At 24.2% G+C, this 17,795-nt stretch carries 14 protein-coding genes and 1 other RNA gene; 7 read left to right on the top strand and 8 right to left on the bottom strand.

The genetic code is table 11. The annotated features are described in order from the left end of the window. The first annotated feature begins 44 nt into the window (after positions 1–44). Positions 45–129: signal recognition particle sRNA small type (gene ffs, locus HU701_RS02625), an RNA gene on the top strand. 25 nt (positions 130–154) lie between these two features. Here ffs and HU701_RS02620 read toward each other — a convergent pair. After that, positions 155–1,897 carry a SmdB family multidrug efflux ABC transporter permease/ATP-binding protein gene (locus HU701_RS02620; RefSeq protein WP_178919393.1) on the bottom strand — a complete coding sequence of 581 codons (1,743 nt, stop codon included), beginning with the start codon at positions 1,895–1,897 and terminating at the stop codon, positions 155–157. 22 nt (positions 1,898–1,919) lie between these two features. After that, positions 1,920–3,659: a SmdA family multidrug ABC transporter permease/ATP-binding protein gene (locus tag HU701_RS02615; RefSeq protein ID WP_178919391.1), complete on the bottom strand. Its 1,740-nt coding sequence runs from the start codon at positions 3,657–3,659 to the stop codon at positions 1,920–1,922. A gap of 158 nt (positions 3,660–3,817) precedes the next feature. On the opposite strand from HU701_RS02615, the gene queC reads away from it, so the two are divergent. Beyond that, entirely contained in the window at positions 3,818–4,528 is a 711-nt protein-coding gene (queC, locus tag HU701_RS02610; RefSeq protein ID WP_178919388.1) for a 7-cyano-7-deazaguanine synthase QueC, read from the top strand. 61 nt (positions 4,529–4,589) lie between these two features. Here queC and HU701_RS02605 read toward each other — a convergent pair whose 3' ends face one another. From HU701_RS02605 to HU701_RS02580, 6 genes are all read right to left on the bottom strand, one after another. Beyond that, on the bottom strand, positions 4,590–6,446 hold the full coding sequence (locus HU701_RS02605) for a SurA N-terminal domain-containing protein (RefSeq protein ID WP_178919379.1): 1,857 nt from the start codon (positions 6,444–6,446) through the stop codon (positions 4,590–4,592). Between the two features lie 116 nt (positions 6,447–6,562). Beyond that, the gene (gene lon, locus HU701_RS02600; RefSeq protein ID WP_178919376.1) at positions 6,563–8,896 is read right to left on the bottom strand and encodes an endopeptidase La; all 2,334 of its coding nucleotides are present in this window, start codon (positions 8,894–8,896) and stop codon (positions 6,563–6,565) included. Between the two features lie 173 nt (positions 8,897–9,069). Further along, entirely contained in the window at positions 9,070–10,350 is a 1,281-nt protein-coding gene (clpX, locus tag HU701_RS02595; protein ID WP_178919374.1) for an ATP-dependent Clp protease ATP-binding subunit ClpX, read from the bottom strand. A gap of 89 nt (positions 10,351–10,439) precedes the next feature. After that, on the bottom strand, positions 10,440–11,033 hold the full coding sequence (clpP, locus tag HU701_RS02590) for an ATP-dependent Clp endopeptidase proteolytic subunit ClpP (protein ID WP_158346666.1): 594 nt from the start codon (positions 11,031–11,033) through the stop codon (positions 10,440–10,442). 59 nt (positions 11,034–11,092) lie between these two features. After that, positions 11,093–12,394, bottom strand: a complete 1,302-nt coding sequence (tig, locus tag HU701_RS02585) for a trigger factor (protein WP_178919372.1) — start codon at positions 12,392–12,394, stop codon at positions 11,093–11,095. A 146-nt stretch (positions 12,395–12,540) separates the two neighbouring features. Then, positions 12,541–12,849, bottom strand: a complete 309-nt coding sequence (locus tag HU701_RS02580; RefSeq protein WP_178919370.1) for a BolA family protein — start codon at positions 12,847–12,849, stop codon at positions 12,541–12,543. Positions 12,850–13,105: 256 nt separating this feature from the next. Here HU701_RS02580 and cyoA point away from each other — a divergent pair, with 256 nt between their 5' ends. The 5 genes from cyoA to cyoE all read left to right on the top strand — a co-directional run bounded on the left by cyoA (position 13,106) and on the right by cyoE (position 17,792). Then, entirely contained in the window at positions 13,106–13,918 is an 813-nt protein-coding gene (gene cyoA, locus HU701_RS02575) for a ubiquinol oxidase subunit II (RefSeq protein WP_178919517.1), read from the top strand. A 76-nt stretch (positions 13,919–13,994) separates the two neighbouring features. Beyond that, on the top strand, positions 13,995–15,974 hold the full coding sequence (gene cyoB / locus HU701_RS02570) for a cytochrome o ubiquinol oxidase subunit I (RefSeq protein WP_158346658.1): 1,980 nt from the start codon (positions 13,995–13,997) through the stop codon (positions 15,972–15,974). Then, positions 15,971–16,585, top strand: coding sequence for a cytochrome o ubiquinol oxidase subunit III (gene cyoC / locus HU701_RS02565; RefSeq protein ID WP_158346656.1), 615 nt, complete (start codon positions 15,971–15,973; stop codon positions 16,583–16,585). Before cyoB ends, cyoC begins: the two co-directional genes overlap by 4 nt. Beyond that, positions 16,540–16,911: a cytochrome o ubiquinol oxidase subunit IV gene (gene cyoD, locus HU701_RS02560; RefSeq protein ID WP_306294809.1), complete on the top strand. Its 372-nt coding sequence runs from the start codon at positions 16,540–16,542 to the stop codon at positions 16,909–16,911. The genes cyoC and cyoD overlap by 46 nt, the downstream gene beginning before the upstream one ends. 29 nt (positions 16,912–16,940) lie before the next feature. Continuing rightward, positions 16,941–17,792: a heme o synthase gene (gene cyoE / locus HU701_RS02555; protein ID WP_158346652.1), complete on the top strand. Its 852-nt coding sequence runs from the start codon at positions 16,941–16,943 to the stop codon at positions 17,790–17,792. The last annotated feature ends 3 nt before the right edge of the window (positions 17,793–17,795 follow it).

The following is a 17,795-nucleotide window of genomic DNA, read 5'->3' as shown; positions in this document are numbered from 1 at the left end:
ATTCAATTTTTTATATTAATACTATAATCAAAGAAGATTCTGTTAGACCTAAACGTTGTTAAGTTGAAAAATGAGTCAGATCTGGAAAGAAGCAGCTAAATCAATACATACAGGTGTTTAGTTACAACTAACAGGATCTTCTAAATAAGATATTTTAGTATTTACATAGTTGAAAATTATACATTTTTGAATAATAACCTTTTATTTCTAGTAATTTTTTATGAGTCCCTAATTCTACAATTTTTCCTTTATCTAGAACCACAATGAAATCTGCATCAACTATTGTAGATAGTCTGTGTGCTATAACAATTAATGTAGTTTTTTGTTTTATAGAAGTTAAAGTTTTTTGAATTAATTTTTCTGTTTCAGAATCAATATTAGCAGTTGCTTCGTCCAATATAAGTATTTTAGGATTTTTTGCAAGTATTCTAGCAATAGATAGCAACTGTTTTTGCCCTGCAGATAAAGTATTACCTTCTTCTCCTAAAATAGAATACAAGCCTTTAGGCATAGATTTTACTAAAGAAAAAAGATTAACAATTTTTAATATTTTCCATATTTCATCTTCTGATATTTTTTTTCCTAATGTAATGTTAGAAAAAAAAGTATCTGCGAGAATTATTGGATCTTGTTGAACTATTAATATAGTTTCTCTTAAAATATCGTGACTTATAGAACTAATAGGATATTCATCAAGATATATTTGCCCATTGTAAATAGGATAATGCCCCATTAGCAAATTAGCTAAAGTACTTTTCCCACTACCTGTATGACCCACGAATGCAACAAAACTTTTGGATGGAATATCTATATTAATGTTATTAAGTATATTTTTTTGATTTTTTATATAACTAAATGTAAGATTTTTAATATTAATTTTTCCAGTTTTTATTTTTTTTTTGTTTTTTCCATATTCTTGTTTTTTTGAATCTATAAGAGAAAATATTCTTTCTCCAGCTACAATTGCTTGTTGCAATATAGATTGCTGAATAGTTATTGAAATTAAGGGTTCATTAAGACGTCCTAAATATGTAATAAAAGCATATAATATACCTATTTCAGGTATTTTATGCGTTAAACAGCTAAACGAAAAAATAAAACTACACAACACTAAAGATGATATTAAACTTAGCAATGGTCGTAGTAGAAAACCATCTAATTTTAATATTTTCATACGCGCTGAATAATGTAATTGACTACTATTTTTAATATTTTTTGCAAATCTATGTTCTTGTCTAAATTGTTGAATAACATTCATTCCATTAATTATTTCATTAAATTTGTTATTAATATCAGCTAAATAATACCTAACGTTTCTAAGTAATGGAGTGCTATAATGTTGATAAATTGACATAACAATTATTACTAACGGTATAATAAAAGTTGCAATTATCGCCATGTGCCACTCAAGGCTAAACATTGCAAACAATATAATTATAATCAATGTTATGCTTCGAGATAAAGTAGGTATAACAGTATCATATAATTCCTTAATCACCTCGGTATCATTAGTAACTTTAGAGATTATTTGACCAACCGGTTGAACATCAAATTCAAAAATAGGTTGTTTTATAGCTGAGTTCATAACATCATTTCGTAATTTATTAATTACTCTTACAGCGATTTTATTAAAATAAATGCTTTGAAAATAATTAAAAAAAACCGCTAATATCTGCAGCATTACAAATGAAATTAAAATCACAAGTGTTAATTGGAAATGAAATTCATGTTTAGATAAAATATTATTAATAAAATAACTAATTAAAATTGGTCCTAAAACTTCTGCAGTTGAACCACTTATAAGCAAAAAAAACGCTAATATAATTTTTTTTTTCCACGGTATTGTATATTCTATTAAACGTTTTAAAATTGGCCAAAATTCTATAAAATGATTCATATTATAAATTTCTCATCTATTCTTAATTATCCTCAATTTTTTTGTTTTGTTGCTTGTATACAGATTGATACCAATTTTTTTCTTTTATTAATTTTTTATGAGTTCCTTTTTGAATAATTACACCTTTTTTAATAACAATAATTTCATCCGAGTTAATTAGCCCAGATAAACGATGTGCCACTATTATTATTGAACGTCCAGTTTTTTTCCATTTTTTTAAGTTATTTAAAATATTATTTTCAGTATTTCCATCTACTGCAGACAAAGCATCATCTAAAATTAATATTTCTGTATTTAACAATAATGCTCGGGCTATAGAAATACGCTGTTTTTGACCACCAGATAACATCACGCCTCGCTCTCCAACTTCTGTTTGATATCCCTTAGGTAAGCATATAATATCTTTATGTATGTCTGCCAATTTTGCTGCTGTTTCAATTTCATTTTTAGAAGCATTAGGTTTTCCTAAAGCAATATTATTATATATATTATCTGAAAATAAAAATGCAGCTTGATTAACAACAGAAATTTTGCTGCGCCAATAATCAATTTTTAATTTTAATAATGGCACTGAATCATAAGTTATTTCTCCTTCAGTAATTTTAAATTGTCTTTGAATTAGTTTTAATAAAGTGCTTTTTCCGGAGCCAGTTGGTCCGCAAATACCTAAAGTTTTCCCCGGTAAAAGAGTAAAATGAATTTTTTTTAAAGATGGGATATTACTTTTCGGATAAAAGAAAGAATTGATATGAACATGTATTATCTTTGAAATATTAGATGTGGTTTGTTTACCATCTTCAATATATAGTTTTTTATTAATAATTAAATAAATTCTTTCCCATGCTGCACTACCTCTTTCAACAATATTAAACATCCATGCTAGCGCTAGCATTGGCCAAATCATTAATCCTAAGTACATAATAAAACTTGTTAATTGACCTATAGTTATTGTGTGATGCCATACTAAATATCCACCTACGGTAATAGCTAGTACATTAGAAAACGCTACTGATAAGTAAATAACTGGATCAAAACGTGCATCTATTTCTGCTACTTGCATATTTTTTTTTCCAGTTTCATTAACAATTTTATTAAATTTTTTTAATTGGTTTTTTTCTAACCCAAATGATCGGATCATTCGAATACTAGTTAATATCTCCTGTGTTTGATTATTTAATAAAGAAAATAAATGTTGTGATTTTCTAAATTTATCATGTAACTCTCTTCCATATTTTTTAATTAAAATTGCCATAATAGGCATGGGTATAAGAGAAACTGTTGTTAACAACAAGCTAATTTGAGTAATCATAATAATTAATACAGATAAACCCATAATAGATGAGTCTATGAGAGTCAAGACACCTTCTCCTGCTGCAAATACAACACGATCTACATCGTTTGTAGCTCTAGCAATTAAATCTCCAGTTCGATTTTTTAAAAAAAATATTTGACTTTGATTACTCAGATGCGAGTAAAGTTTGACTCTTAGTTCTGTTGCAAGATTATAAGATGCTCCAAATAAAAGAATTCTCCATAAATATCTTAATATATAGATAGTAATAGCAATAAAAAAAATTGTTAAAATCCAAGGTATTGTTTTTATACTACTTATTTTTTCTTTGATAATTAAATCTGTTAAAATTCCAATTATCTTAGGGGGTATCAATTGTAATAATGCTATTGTTATCAATAAAATAATAGATCCTAAATAGCGTTTCCATTCTTGTATAAAATACCATTTTAATTGTTTAAACAATCTCACAATATAATCCTAGCATGTAAATATTAAAAATATATATTTTAATGTTATATATGTTTAATTGATTTTATTTTTAAAACTAATAAATTAAAAATATTTTTTTTTATTCTTAATATATAATATTCATTATAATGTCTCTAAATAATATATAAAAATGAAATATGAATAAAAATACGAAAAAAATACTAATAGTTTTCAGTGGTGGACAAGATTCAACAACATGTTTAATACATTACGCTCATTTATATAAAGAAATTTATTGTATTACTTTTGATTACGATCAAATACATAAATCTGAAATTAATTCTTCTCGTTTTATATCAAAATATTTTAAGGTGAAAAAACATATATTTGTAGATATTAAATTCTTGAAAAATCTTTCGAAAAGTAGCTTAATTGATAAAAATATTTCTATTTTTAATAATCATCAATTAAATTCTTTATTACCCAGCACTTTTGTTCCAGGTCGAAATATTTTATTTTTAACTTTATCTTCTATATATGCTTTTAATAATAAAATTGATTCTGTTGTTTTAGGTGTCAATACTATTGATTTTTCCGGTTATCCGGATTGTAGAAATGAATTTATTAAAACCATGAATCGTGTTGTTCAAATTGGAATGGATTGTCAAATTAATTTTAAAGTTCCTTTGATGAATTTAAATAAAGCAGAAATATGGTCTTTATCAGATTATTGGAATTTAAGTGAATTTGTTCTTCGTCATACAGTGACTTGTTACCAAGGTTTAATCGGTAACGGATGTGGTCAATGTCAAGCCTGTGTTATTCGTCGTGAAGGATTTGATAAATGGAAATCTAATCCTGAATACTATATGACACAATTAAAAGAAAAATTTAATTTTTATGATTAATTATATTTTTAAATATATTTAGCATGTCGAATTTAAAAACACTTTATCTTTTGATATACATTTATATATTTTTTATTTGGTTATATGTAATTTTAGATTTTTTGTGAAGGTTTTTAACAATACAATTAAATATTTTTTCTATATTATTTTTTTCTAAATATTTTACAACGATCGCTTCTTCATTACTTGAAAATTTTTCATTGTAAACTTTTGATATAAATGCGATTACAAAATTTTTATTTTTATCTTGGTACATAATATAAATTTTTTTTTCGTTGTTTTTATATGGTATTGAAAAAATTTTATGTGTAATTGGATGATTGTCATATCTAGAAAATATTTCTGAGTCGTTAAAAACTATATTTTTTTTTCTTAAAATTTCTTTATTTCCATGATTTAAATTAAATAAAATTTGTTTTATTTGTTCTTTTGTTTCCTTGACTGCTTTAGAGTATTTTAAAATTTCTATAATATTTTTTTTGATCTCTTGAAAGTTTTTTAATTTTTTTTCTTTAAAATTCTTTATTGTTAATAAAAATAATTGATTATTTTTTAACTCAATTAATCCTGAATGTGATCTCATTTTTTTTTCTCTATCTAGTAATCCTTGTTTAAAAATTATTTTTTTTAATGTAGAATTTTGTAATATTTTTGGAACTGAATATTTATCAAACCAAGGTGTTTCTATTGATTTAATATTAGATTTTTTTTCGATCAAATCAAATCTACCTTTATATTTTTGAGATAAAAATAAGATTTTATTTTTTAGATTATAATAAATAAATAAAGCTTTTTTTTGTTTTATTTCAGATGTAATTATATCGAATACTTCAGAGATTTTTTTTGTTTTTTTACCTAGAATTTTATTTAACTTAATAATTAAAAATTCATTATTAAACTTAATGATATTAGAAATTTGATTTTTTTGATTTAAATTCGATTTTTTTATTTCTTCGGGGATTGAATTAATTGTTATCCACCCAATGTTTCCTCCTTTTTTAGAAGAGATTGGTTCTATTGAACTTTCTTTAGCTATTTTTTCAAAACTTTCTCCTGTTTTTAATCGTGATAATATCAATAAAGCTTCTTTTTCAGTTTTTACTTGAATAATACTGTAATTTCTTTTTTCTTGTGTTGTATACTTTTTTAAATTTTTTTTATACCAGTTTTGAATTTCTTTATTATTACATTTTATATTTAATTTATTTGGCTCTATATGAATATAGCTAATTTTAAATTTTTCTGGATTATAAAATTTATTTTTATTCTTTTTAAAATAATTTAAAATTTCTATATTATTTACATGTTGATTTTGTATAGAATGAATTTTAAAAATAGCTTTTTTAATGATTCTTTTTTGAGACAATAAGTTTAGTATGTGTTTTTTTTCATTATCTAATATAAAATCTGTCTCTGCGATAGTATTAATTAAATTAATTGTATTTAACTTTTTTTTAATCAATTCTATATATTCATTATTTGTTAAGTTGAGTGATCTTAAATAGTTCAAATATTTAGTATTATTAAATTTATTGTTTTCTTGAAATATATCAGAATTGAATATTACTTTTTTAATTTCATCGTTAGTTAAATTAAACTCAATTTTTTTTACATATTGTTCTAATAAAATATTATTTATTAATTGAGATAGTACGTAATTATATATTTTTTTTCTAAGTATTTTTTTATCAACTAGATTGAGATTTTTTAGTATTTTTTTGTGTTTATTGAGTTCAATATTAAATATATTTTTAATTGTTTCGAAACTAATTTTTTCTTGATTAACTTCCGCAATATATTTTGTTGTGTCTTTATGAATATAATTATTTAAAGTCCCAAATATTATTGACAAAGCAGTTATTCCTAAAATACATTGAATTATAATGCGCTTTGATCGTATTTTAAAAAAATTTATCATTATACAATGATCCTAAATATTATATTAAAATTTTTTGTGATATTTCATTTATTATAAAGGCTGACAATTTTTGCCAGCCAAATTTATTTTTTATATAATATAAACATGTTTTATAGTTATATATAAGGTGTTTTTTCTAAAGCTAATGTTAAAACTTCTTTAATATGTTTTACTGGATGTATTTTTAATCCATCAATAATATTTTCTGGTATTTCTTCTAAATGACGTTGATTTTCATATGGTATTAAAACAGCCTTTATGCCTCCGCGATGCGCTGCTAATAGTTTTTCTTTTAATCCTCCGATAGTTAATACCTTTCCTTGTAAAGTAATTTCTCCGGTCATTGCAATATTAGATTTAACAGGGTTTTTTGTTAAAGAAGACACTATGGCAGTGCACATTGCAATGCCTGCACTTGGACCATCTTTAGGAGTTGCCCCTTCCGGTACATGTACATGAATATCATGTTTTTCATAAAAATCTTTTTTAATTCCTAATTTTTGAGCTTGTGATCGTACTACTGTTAACGCAGCTTGAATTGATTCTTGCATAACTTCACCTAAAGAACCAGTGTAGGTAAGTTTTCCTTTTCCAGAAACACATGCTGTTTCAATTGTTAACAATTCTCCGCCAACTTCTGTCCATGCTAATCCAACTACTTGTCCAATTTGATTTATATGGTTTGTTTTTCCATAGTCAAATCGTTTTATTCCTAAAAATTTATTTATATTTTTTTTATTTATTTCAATGTGTTTTACAGATTTATTTAAAATCAATTGTTTTACTACTTTTCTGCATATTTTGGATATTTCACGCTCTAAACTACGAACTCCAGCTTCTCTTGTATAGTATTGAATAATACACATTATAGCGCAATCAGTAATAGTTAGTTCATCTTTTTTTAAAGCATTTCTTTCAATTTGTTTAGGATATAAATAAGATTTTGCTATATTTAATTTTTCATTTTCTGTATAACCAGATAGTCGAATAATTTCCATTCTATCAAGTAGCGGGGTAGGTATATTCATGGAATTCGAAGTTGCTACAAACATTACATCAGAAAGATCATAATCTACTTCTAAATAGTGATCGTTAAAATTAATATTTTGTTCTGGATCAAGTACTTCTAACAATGCAGAAGCTGGATCTACTCTAACATCACAAGACATTTTATCGATTTCATCAAGTAAAAATAATGGGTTTTTTACTTTTGCTTTAATCATTTTTTGCATTAATTTTCCAGGCATAGATCCTATATATGTGCGACGGTGACCTCTTATTTCCGCTTCATCTCTTATTCCACCTAACGCCATTCTGACATATTTTCTACCTGTAGACCTTGCAATAGATTGACCTAATGATGTTTTTCCCACACCAGGAGGACCAATTAAACACAAAATAGGTCCTTTAACTTTGTTTGTTCTACTTTGTACAGCTAAATATTCTAATATTCTTTCTTTTACTTTTTCAAGTCCAAAATGATCAATATCAAGAATTTTTTTAGCTTGTTTAATGTCTTTTTTTATTTTTGTTTTTGTGTTCCATGGTATTTGTATCATCCAATCAATATAACTTCTGACTACAGTTGCCTCTGCAGACATTGGTGACATCATTTTGAGTTTTTGTAATTCTGATTCTGTTTTTTCTTTAGCCTCTTTAGGCATTTTTAAAGATTTAATTTTTTGTTTTAAAATTTTATTTTCATCTGGAATTTCATCCATGTCACCAAGTTCTTTTTGGATGGCTTTTATTTGCTCATTTAAATAGTATTCTCTTTGGCTTTTTTCCATTTGTCTTTTAACGCGATTTCTAATTCTTTTTTCTACTTGTAATAAATCAATTTCTGATTCCATTATAGTCATTAAAAATTCTAATCTTTTATTTATATTTTTTATTTCAAGAACTGACTGTTTATCGTTTATTTTTAATGGCATATGTGCTGCAATTGTATCTGCTAATTTTTCTGAATTTGTTATATTATTAAGAGTGTTTAATATTTCTGATGGAATTTTTTTATTAAGTTTAATGTAAGATTCAAATTGATCAATTGTTGTTTTAATTAATACTTTTTGTTCTTTGTTTAATGTATTAGAAATATTAATTAATTCTACTTCGGCAATATAATGTTCTCCTGTGTCAATTAAATTTTTGATATAAGCACGTTGCAAGCCTTCAACTAATACTTTTACCGTACCATCTGGAAGTTTTAACATTTGTAAAATTGAACTAATAGTTCCTACATGGAATAAATCATGTATTTTTGGATCATCTTTTGATGCTTCTTTTTGTGCAATTAACATAATTTTTTTATCATTATTCATAGATGTTTCGATACATTTAATTGATTTTTTTCGACCTACAAATAATGGAATAACCATATGAGGATATACAATTACATCTCTTAATGGTAAAACGGGAATTTTAATGCGTTCAGAACGCTCAGAATTCATAGAGCTCTCTCTTAGTTGAATTTCCGCTGATGTTTTTAAATTTGAAAACTGAAAGATATAAAAATATACAGTTATATTTATAATCGATTTAATTAATAATCGGTTTATATTTAATATATAGATTTTTAAAAGTAAATAAAGCTAGAATTAAACTTTATTAAGATTTTTATTATTTATTCACCAGATGCTTTTTTTGATTTATTTTTTTCATATATTATTTTAGGTAATGATTTTGAATGTATTACTGACTCGGTTATAATTATTTTTTCTACGTTTTGCATTGATGGTAATTCATACATGATGTTTAATAAAACTTTTTCAATAATAGATCTTAAGCCTCTTGCGCCTGTTTTTTTTAATATTGCTTTTTTTGCGATAGCTTTGATTGATTCTTGATCAAATTCTAATTTTACTTTTTCTAAATTAAATAATGTTTGATATTGTTTAATTAGGGCATTTTTAGGTTTGCATAATATTGCAATAAGCGCATTTTCTGTTAATTCGTTAACTATTGTGATAATAGGTAAACGCCCAATAAATTCAGGAATTAATCCAAATTTCATTAAGTCTTTTGGTTCTACTTGTTTTAACAACTCTTTTTCTGAATTTTTTTGATTTTTGTTATTAATTTTTGCATTAAATCCAATGTCGCTGTTTATATCGATTCTTTTTTCAATAATACTAGACAATCCTGAAAATGCTCCTGCGCATATAAATAAAATATTTGAAGTATTGACTTGTAAAAATTCTTGTTGAGGGTGTTTACGGCCACCTTGTGGTGGAATAGATGCTAAAGTTCCTTCTATAATCTTTAGTAAAGCTTGTTGAACCCCTTCTCCTGAAACATCTCTTGTGATCGAAGGATTGTCAGATTTTCTTGAAATTTTGTCGATTTCATCTATATATATAATACCTAACTCTGCTTTTTTTACATTATATTTACATTTTTGTAGTAGTTTTTGTATTATATTTTCAACATCTTCTCCTACATACCCTGCTTCAGTTAAGGTTGTAGCATCAGCAATACTAAAAGGTACATTCAGCAATTTTGCTAGTGTTTCAGCTAATAGCGTTTTACCACTCCCAGTGGGACCAATTAATAAAATATTACTTTTACCGAGTTCAGTTTTTTCTTCGTTTTGATTTATATTTCTGATACGTTGATAATGATTATAAACAGCAACAGATAAAACTTTTTTTGTATGATCCTGCCCTATTACATAATCATCAAGATGTTTTTTAATTTCATGTGGTGTAGGCAAATTTTTTAAATTATTGTTTTGAACATCTTTTAAAATTTTTGTTTCTTCAACAATATTACTACATAATTTTATACATTCATTACATATACATACTGATGGTCCAGCAATAAGTTTTTCGACTTCTTTTTGATTTTTCCCACAAAAAGAGCAATGAAGTAATTTATTAGAATCATCTTTACTCTTATCTGTCATATTTTGAACCTCTTTTGGTATTTGTTGATTTTTGAGTAAATAGATTCTATTTTATTTTTTTAATAAAAAGAACATTTTATAAAAAATTTTTATTTTCGTTTAGTTAAGACTAAGTCAATTAATCCATATTGCATAGATTCATAAGCTGATAAAAAGCAATCTCTTTCTGTATCTTTATTTATTTTCTTAATAGGTTGACCGGTATGAAAAGAAAATAATTGATTTAATTTTTTTTTCATTCTTATTATTTCTTTTGCATGAATAGCAATATCTGATGCTTGTCCTTGAAATCCACCTAATGGTTGATGAATCATGATTCTAGAGTTGAGCAAAGAAGATCTTTTTCCCTTAGTACCGGATGCGAGTAAAAAAGCAGCCATTGAAGATGCCTGTCCGATGCAAATAGTTCTTACATCTGGATTAATAAATTGCATAGTGTCATAAATAGACATTCCTGAAGTAATAATCCCGCCTGGCGAGTTAATATACAAGAATATATCCTTTTCTGGATTTTCAGCCTCTAAAAAAAGCATCTGAGCTACGATAGTATTTGCCATATTATCTTCTATATTACCACTCATAAAAATTATACGTTCTTTTAATAATCTTGAATATATATCATATGAACGCTCTCCTCTTGAATGCTGCTCAACTACCATCGGAATTAATATTGAATTAGACATTTTTTAGTTTTCTCTTGATAAAAATTAAAATATTAAATTTTTTATAATTTAAGCATTTTTTAAAAGTATAATTCTTCTGAACAATTTAAGTTGTAATTTATAAATTCATTAAAAGCATATTTTTTTTCTATAATTTTAATTTTTTCTTTTAAAAATTTTATAGCTTCTTTTTCTAATTCTAAATCTTGTATTGCTTTTTTTAATATTTTATTTTTATTATACAGGCTAATAATTTCCAATGGTTTTTTATATTTTTCAGATATTTTCTTTATTTTTAATTCTATTTTATTTTCATCAACTAAAATTTTATTATCATTAATAATTTTTTCCAGAATTAATTTAGCAGATAATCTTCTCTTAGCTTGCAATTCAAGATTAATATGATATTTTTTATCTAAAATATTTCCTGTTTTAATTTTATATTCTTCTAAAATTTTTTTATGTAAATTTTTTGTTTCTTCTTGTAATAGAATAGGAGGTATTTCAATAGGATTATTTTTTATTATTTTATATATAATTTGATTTTTCAGATGATTTTGAGTGAATTGATTTATATCTTGAATTATCTTATTTTTTATAGATTGAAAATTTAATTTAAAAAATTTAGCATTTTGAATATTTTTATCTATTTTTATTTCTTCTTCTTCAATTTTTGTTATCTTAATTTTGAATGTTATATCTCTATTTTTAAGTTTATTTTCTGGATGTAATGGAGAAAAAAATATTTTTAAAAAAATAATATCATTAACATAATGATGAATTATTATATTATTTAGTTCATTTAACAAATTATTTCTAAAAACAACAAACTGAATTTTTTGATCATTAAATTGATCTATTTTTCTATTATTCTCATAAGTTGAATAACTAATTGTTACTCGATCATTAATTTTAATAGCTCTATTAACTTCACGCCAAATGATTGTTTTTTTTTCTATATAATTTCTTATGTCTTCATCAGTGAGATTGACAATAATTTTTTCTACTTGAAGCGAACTTATTTTTTTTATTTTTACTTTAGGGTAAACTTCATAAGTGACAGAGTAATTAAAATTTTTATTTTTATCTTCTTTCTGGCTTATATAATATTTAGGATAGCCAATAATATTCACTTTTTCTTTGTTTAAAAATTCAAAAAAAAATTTTTGCATTAATTTATTAAATACATCATAATAAACGTTGTTTCCATATTTTTGCTCTATTATTTTAATAGGAACCTTTCCTTTTCTAAAACCATTAACTTTAGTATTTTGATTTATTTTAGAAAATTCTTGAAAAACAGCATTGTCTATTATTATTTTGGGGATATTTATTGTAACACGATGACCTGCATCTTTCGTTTTTTCTAGAAGAAATTTCATCTTATTACCTTACACTTAAACTATTATTTATTAGTTGATTTTAGATATTGTATAAAGTTTTTGATTTTTATTTATATTTTTTGTAAAAATTAAACTTTTTAGAATTTATCTAAAAAATAAAATGATTTTTATATTAATTATAATTTTCATTGCATTTTTCGAAAGCATGGTAAAGAGCTATTTTCTTGATTTTTTTTCAATTTCCATTCATGTAAAGTATAAGTATACAATGTAATTGAATATATATTTTTTTTATATATTTCGTTTAATTTTTCAAATATAAAACGATGTCTATTAATCTTTTTTTCTTTGTTAAAGTCATCGCTAACAATAATTATTTTTAGATGTGTAAGAATATTTTTGTTGTGTTTATGAAACTTGCTATCATTATAAATTTCAATCTTGCTTACATTCATTTTTAATATTAAATAATTTTTTATTTTTTCTAAACACATAAAATTAATTTTATATCCTGATTGATTAATACAAAATAGTTATAACAATTTTTTTATATGAGATTTTATAAAATTATTTTAAAATAATTTTTAAATAATTAATTTTATTTAAATAATAAAATTCTTTATAAAAACATATTTTTTATTTTAAATTTTATCAATTTTTGATAAATAATTCAATTATTTCAAAAATTAATAGTTTTTTGAAATATTAAATTTGAGGTTTTCTAAAATGATATATGCAAGTTTTAATAAATTGAAGATGCTATTGTTAATTTCCATTATTTTTATGCTAAATGGTTGTAATAATATGCTATTAACTTCACACGGAAAAATTGCTCAACAAGAACATTCATTAATTTTAATATCATTTATAATGATGTTGTTTGTTGTTGTTCCTGTATTTTTGATGACAATATACTTTTCAGTGAAATATCGAGCTTCTAATTCAAATCAAGTATACAAACCAGATTGTTCTGAATCTAAAACAATAGAAACAATAGTTTGGATTATACCTGTTTTAATAATTTCTTTTTTAGCATATTTAACATGGAATTATTGCTATATATTGGATCCTAAAAAATCTATAGTATCTAAACATAAGCCTATAAAGATAAATGTTATTGCATTAGATTGGAGATGGTTGTTTATTTATCCAGATTACAATATAGCAAGTATTAATGAAATAGCATTTCCTGTAAATACACCAGTTATTTTTAATATAACCTCTAATTCTGTTATGAATTCTTTTTTTATTCCCTCTCTTGGCAGTCAAATATATGCTATGCCTGGAATGGTAACAAAATTAAATTTAATTTCTAACGATTCAGGAAAATATAAAGGTATATCTTCAAATTATAGTGGTAAAGGTTTTTCTAATATGAAATTTACCGTAATATCATTACCAAATAAAAAAATTTTTTTAAGTTGGATTAATAAAATAAAAAACTCACCAAAAAAATTAAATACTATAAAAATGTTTAAAAAAGTGTCTTTTCCTAATGAAAATCATTATGTAGAGTATTTTTCTAACGTTAATAAGACGCTATTTGACAAAATGTTTTATTAGTTTTTGAAATAAATTTTTAATAAATATAAATATAAATATAAACATAATTCTTTTATGATTTCAGGGGAAGTAAAATATGTTTGGGAAACTCACATTAAACGCAATCCCATATAATGAACCTATTATAATGGTGACTTATGCTTTTATTATATTAATTGGATTGTCTTTGATGGCAGGTATTACTTATTACAAAAAATGGAAATATTTATGGTTTGAATGGTTCACCACTGTTGATCATAAAAAAATAGCTATTATGTATGGAATATTAGCTTTTGTTATGTTATTTAGAGGATTTATAGATGCAATATTAATGCGTACTCAACAAGTTATTTCGTCTTCAGGAAATCATAGTTTTTTGCCTGCACATCATTATGATCAAATATTTACAGCACATGGTGTTATAATGATTTTTTTTGTGGCTATGCCTCTTGTTATCGGATTAATGAATTTAGTAGTTCCATTGCAAATTGGGGCTCGTGATATAGCTTTTCCTTTTTTGAATAGTTTGAGTTTTTGGTTAAATGTAAGTAGTGCTGTTTTATTAACTATTTCTTTAGGTGTAGGTGAATTTGCGCAAACTGGATGGTTAGCTTATCCACCGTTATCTGGTATTAAGTATAGTCCTGGAGTTGGAGTAGATTATTGGATTTGGAGTCTTCAAATTTCTGGAATTGGAACGACTTTAACAGGAATTAATTTTTTAGTAACTATTCTAAAAATGAGAGCACCTGGGATGAATTTTTTTAAAATGCCTGTGTTTACTTGGACTTCTTTGTGTACAAATATATTAATTATAATATCTTTTCCTGTATTAACTGTAACTCTTTTATTGTTAACGTTAGATCGTTACTTTAATTTTCATTTTTTTACTAACGATCTTGGTGGAAATGCTATGATGTATGTGAATTTAATATGGATTTGGGGACATCCAGAAGTCTATATTTTAGTTCTTCCAGTATTTGGTATATTTTCGGAAGTAGTGGCTACTTTTTCGAAAAAGCGTTTATTTGGGTATGTTTCTTTGGTATGGGCTACTTTAGCTATTACTATTTTATCCTTTATTGTTTGGTTGCATCACTTCTTTACTATGGGAGCAGGTTCAAACGTAAATGCTTTCTTTGGAATTACTACTATGATTATAGCCATTCCTACTGGAGTAAAAATTTTTAATTGGTTGTTCACTATGTATCAAGGTCGTGTTTATATGCATTCATCCATGCTATGGACGATCGGATTTTTATTAACTTTTTCTATTGGTGGAATGACTGGCGTATTGTTATCTATACCCCCAGCTGATTTTATCTTACATAATAGTGTATTTTTAGTGGCTCATTTTCACAATGTAATCATTGGTGGTGTTGTTTTTGGTTGTTTTGCTGGCATTAATTATTGGTTTCCGAAATTATTTGGTTTTGTTCTAAATGAAACCTGGGGAAAACGTGCGTTTTGGTTTTGGATTATAGGTTTTTTTACAGCTTTTATGCCTTTATATTTTTTAGGTTTTATGGGTATGACTCGTCGTTTAAGTCAAAACATTGATTCAGAATTTCATTTATTATTATGTATTGCAGCTATTGGGGCCTTGCTTATTGGTATAGGTATAATTTGTCAAATAGTACAATTTTTTATTTCAATAAAAAATCGTCATTATAATTTAGATATTAGTGGTGATCCATGGGATGGTAGAACTTTAGAATGGTCTACTTCTTCTCCTGCGCCTTTTTATAATTTTGCTATTATCCCTCATGTTAAAAACAAAGATGATTTTTGGGAAACAAAAAAACAAAATAAAATTATAAAAAATGTTAATTATCATGAAATTCATATGCCGAAGAATACAAAATTAGGTTTTTTTATTGGATTTTTATCTTTAATATTTGGTTTTTCCGCTGTTTGGCATATTTCTTGGTTATGTCTATTATCCTTTTTTGTTATGATTTTAAGTTTAATTATAAAAAGCATCAGCGAAGATAACGAGTATATAGTTTCTATAGAAGAAATTAAAAAAATAGAAAATCAATTACCTTCAAGTACCAATAAAGTAGGTTTAAAATGATAAAAAAAATACAAAATCAAATATCATGTTCTTTATTTAATAAACAAGAATATACTTTAAAAAGTAATAAATTGTTTGGATTATGGATATATTTAATGAGTGATTGCATTATGTTTGCTGTTTTATTTGCTGTATATGCAATTATTTTTGAAAATTTACCTGAAAATTTTTTTAATCATAGAATCTTTAATTTATCTTCTGTTTTTGTTGAAACGTGCATCTTATTAATAAGTTCATTAACATGTGCTATGTTGACTATAAAGCAAAATAAAAAAAATATCAAAATAATTTATTTTTACTTGATAATTACTTTTTTTTTAGGTGGAATTTTTCTTTTTATGGAAATAAATGAGTTTCGTAATTTATTTATAGAAAATTATACGCCAAACAGACATGCTTTTTTTTCTATTTTTTTCACGATTTTAGGTATGCATGGTATTCATATTTTATTTGGTTTGATTTTAATATTATCAATTGTTTATCAGATTTCTAAGTTAGGTTTAACTGATACTATTAAAATTCGAATATTGTGTTTCAGTTTATTTTGGCATTTTTTAGATATCATATGGGTTTGTATTTTTACTTTTATTTATTTAAATGGGGTAATTTAATGCGTAAATATTTTGAGTTAAAGTGTTATTTTAACGAAAAAGTACAATCTTATATATTTGGTTTTTTATTGTCTATATTTTTAACTATAATTCCATTTTTTATTGAGAAAAATCATATTTTTTCTTATGAAATTAACCGATTAATTATTTTATTGTGTGCTTTTTTTCAGATTATCGTACATTTTGTATACTTTTTACATTTAAATAACACTTCAAAAAATTATTGGTATTTAATATCTTTGTTATTTGTTCTGATTATTATGTTTATTGTTATTTCTGGATCTATTTGGATTATGTTTAATTTACAGCACCATACTATGGTGTAAAGATCATTTTATAATATACTTATTCTCATATGCTTAAACATTATTTAGAGATTACAAAACCTCGTATCATTTTGGGTAATATAGTTTTAATTATAGGTAGTTTTTTGTTTTCATCACGTTTTTCTTTTAATTTTTTTTTATTTTTATCTACTATTTTAGGGGTATCTTTAATTATTGCATCTAGTTGTGTTTTTAACAATTTGATTGATATAAAAATAGATTCTAAAATGTTCAGGACAAAAAATAGAGCTTTGGTGAAAAAATTAATTCAACCTATATCAGCTTATATTTTTGGAATTTTTATAGGTATACTAGGTATTTTTATATTAGGTGCTTTAGTAAATTTTTTATCAATGTTTTTATCAATAATTGGATTTATTATTTATGTTTTTATTTATACGTTCTTAAAAAGAACATCAATATATTCTACTTTTATTGGAAGTTTTTCTGGATCTATTCCATCTTTAGTTGGCTACACTGCTGTTAATAATTCTATTGATTTATTCTCTGTTTTTTTATTTTTTATATTTATATTTTGGCAAATGTCTCATTTTTATGCTATTTCTATTATTTATATAGAAGATTATAAACATGCAAATTTGCGTCTTTTTTCTATAGAAAGAGGTGTTTTAAAAACAAAAAAACATATTTTTTACTATATAATGTGCTTTACCATATCTAATTTTATGTTAACTTTTTTAGGTTATTTAAGTTATTTTTTTCTTTGTCTAGTTTCTATTTTAAATTTTTATTGGTTATATATATCTTATCTAAATATAAAAGAAAAAAATAATTTAAAATTTTCTAGGAAAATATTTTTTTTATCTATTATAGTAGTAGTGTTTTTCAATTTTTTGATTGCAGTCGATTCTAAACTTTAATAT

The organism is Buchnera aphidicola (Aphis gossypii), from assembly GCF_013394915.1.
In the GTDB taxonomy this organism is placed as follows: Bacteria; Pseudomonadota; Gammaproteobacteria; order Enterobacterales; family Enterobacteriaceae; genus Buchnera; species Buchnera aphidicola_AZ.
The sequence above is the reverse complement of the archived record's forward strand: the minus strand, read 5'-3'. Positions and strand labels throughout refer to the sequence as shown.

Bases quoted from the DNA above. Each gene is read 5' to 3' on its own strand.
- HU701_RS02620 (WP_178919393.1), bottom strand. From the start codon at position 1,897: ATGAATCATTTTATAGAATTTTGGCCAATTTTAAAACGTTTAATAGAA.
- queC (WP_178919388.1), top strand. From the start codon at position 3,818: ATGAATAAAAATACGAAAAAAATACTAATAGTTTTCAGTGGTGGACAA.
- HU701_RS02605 (WP_178919379.1), bottom strand. From the start codon at position 6,446: ATGATAAATTTTTTTAAAATACGATCAAAGCGCATTATAATTCAATGT.
- lon (WP_178919376.1), bottom strand. From the start codon at position 8,896: ATGAATTCTGAGCGTTCTGAACGCATTAAAATTCCCGTTTTACCATTA.
- clpX (WP_178919374.1), bottom strand. From the start codon at position 10,350: ATGACAGATAAGAGTAAAGATGATTCTAATAAATTACTTCATTGCTCT.
- clpP (WP_158346666.1), bottom strand. From the start codon at position 11,033: ATGTCTAATTCAATATTAATTCCGATGGTAGTTGAGCAGCATTCAAGA.
- tig (WP_178919372.1), bottom strand. From the start codon at position 12,394: ATGAAATTTCTTCTAGAAAAAACGAAAGATGCAGGTCATCGTGTTACA.
- HU701_RS02580 (WP_178919370.1), bottom strand. From the start codon at position 12,849: ATGTGTTTAGAAAAAATAAAAAATTATTTAATATTAAAAATGAATGTA.
- cyoB (WP_158346658.1), top strand. From the start codon at position 13,995: ATGTTTGGGAAACTCACATTAAACGCAATCCCATATAATGAACCTATT.
- cyoC (WP_158346656.1), top strand. From the start codon at position 15,971: ATGATAAAAAAAATACAAAATCAAATATCATGTTCTTTATTTAATAAA.
- cyoD (WP_306294809.1), top strand. From the start codon at position 16,540: ATGGGTTTGTATTTTTACTTTTATTTATTTAAATGGGGTAATTTAATG.
- cyoE (WP_158346652.1), top strand. From the start codon at position 16,941: ATGCTTAAACATTATTTAGAGATTACAAAACCTCGTATCATTTTGGGT.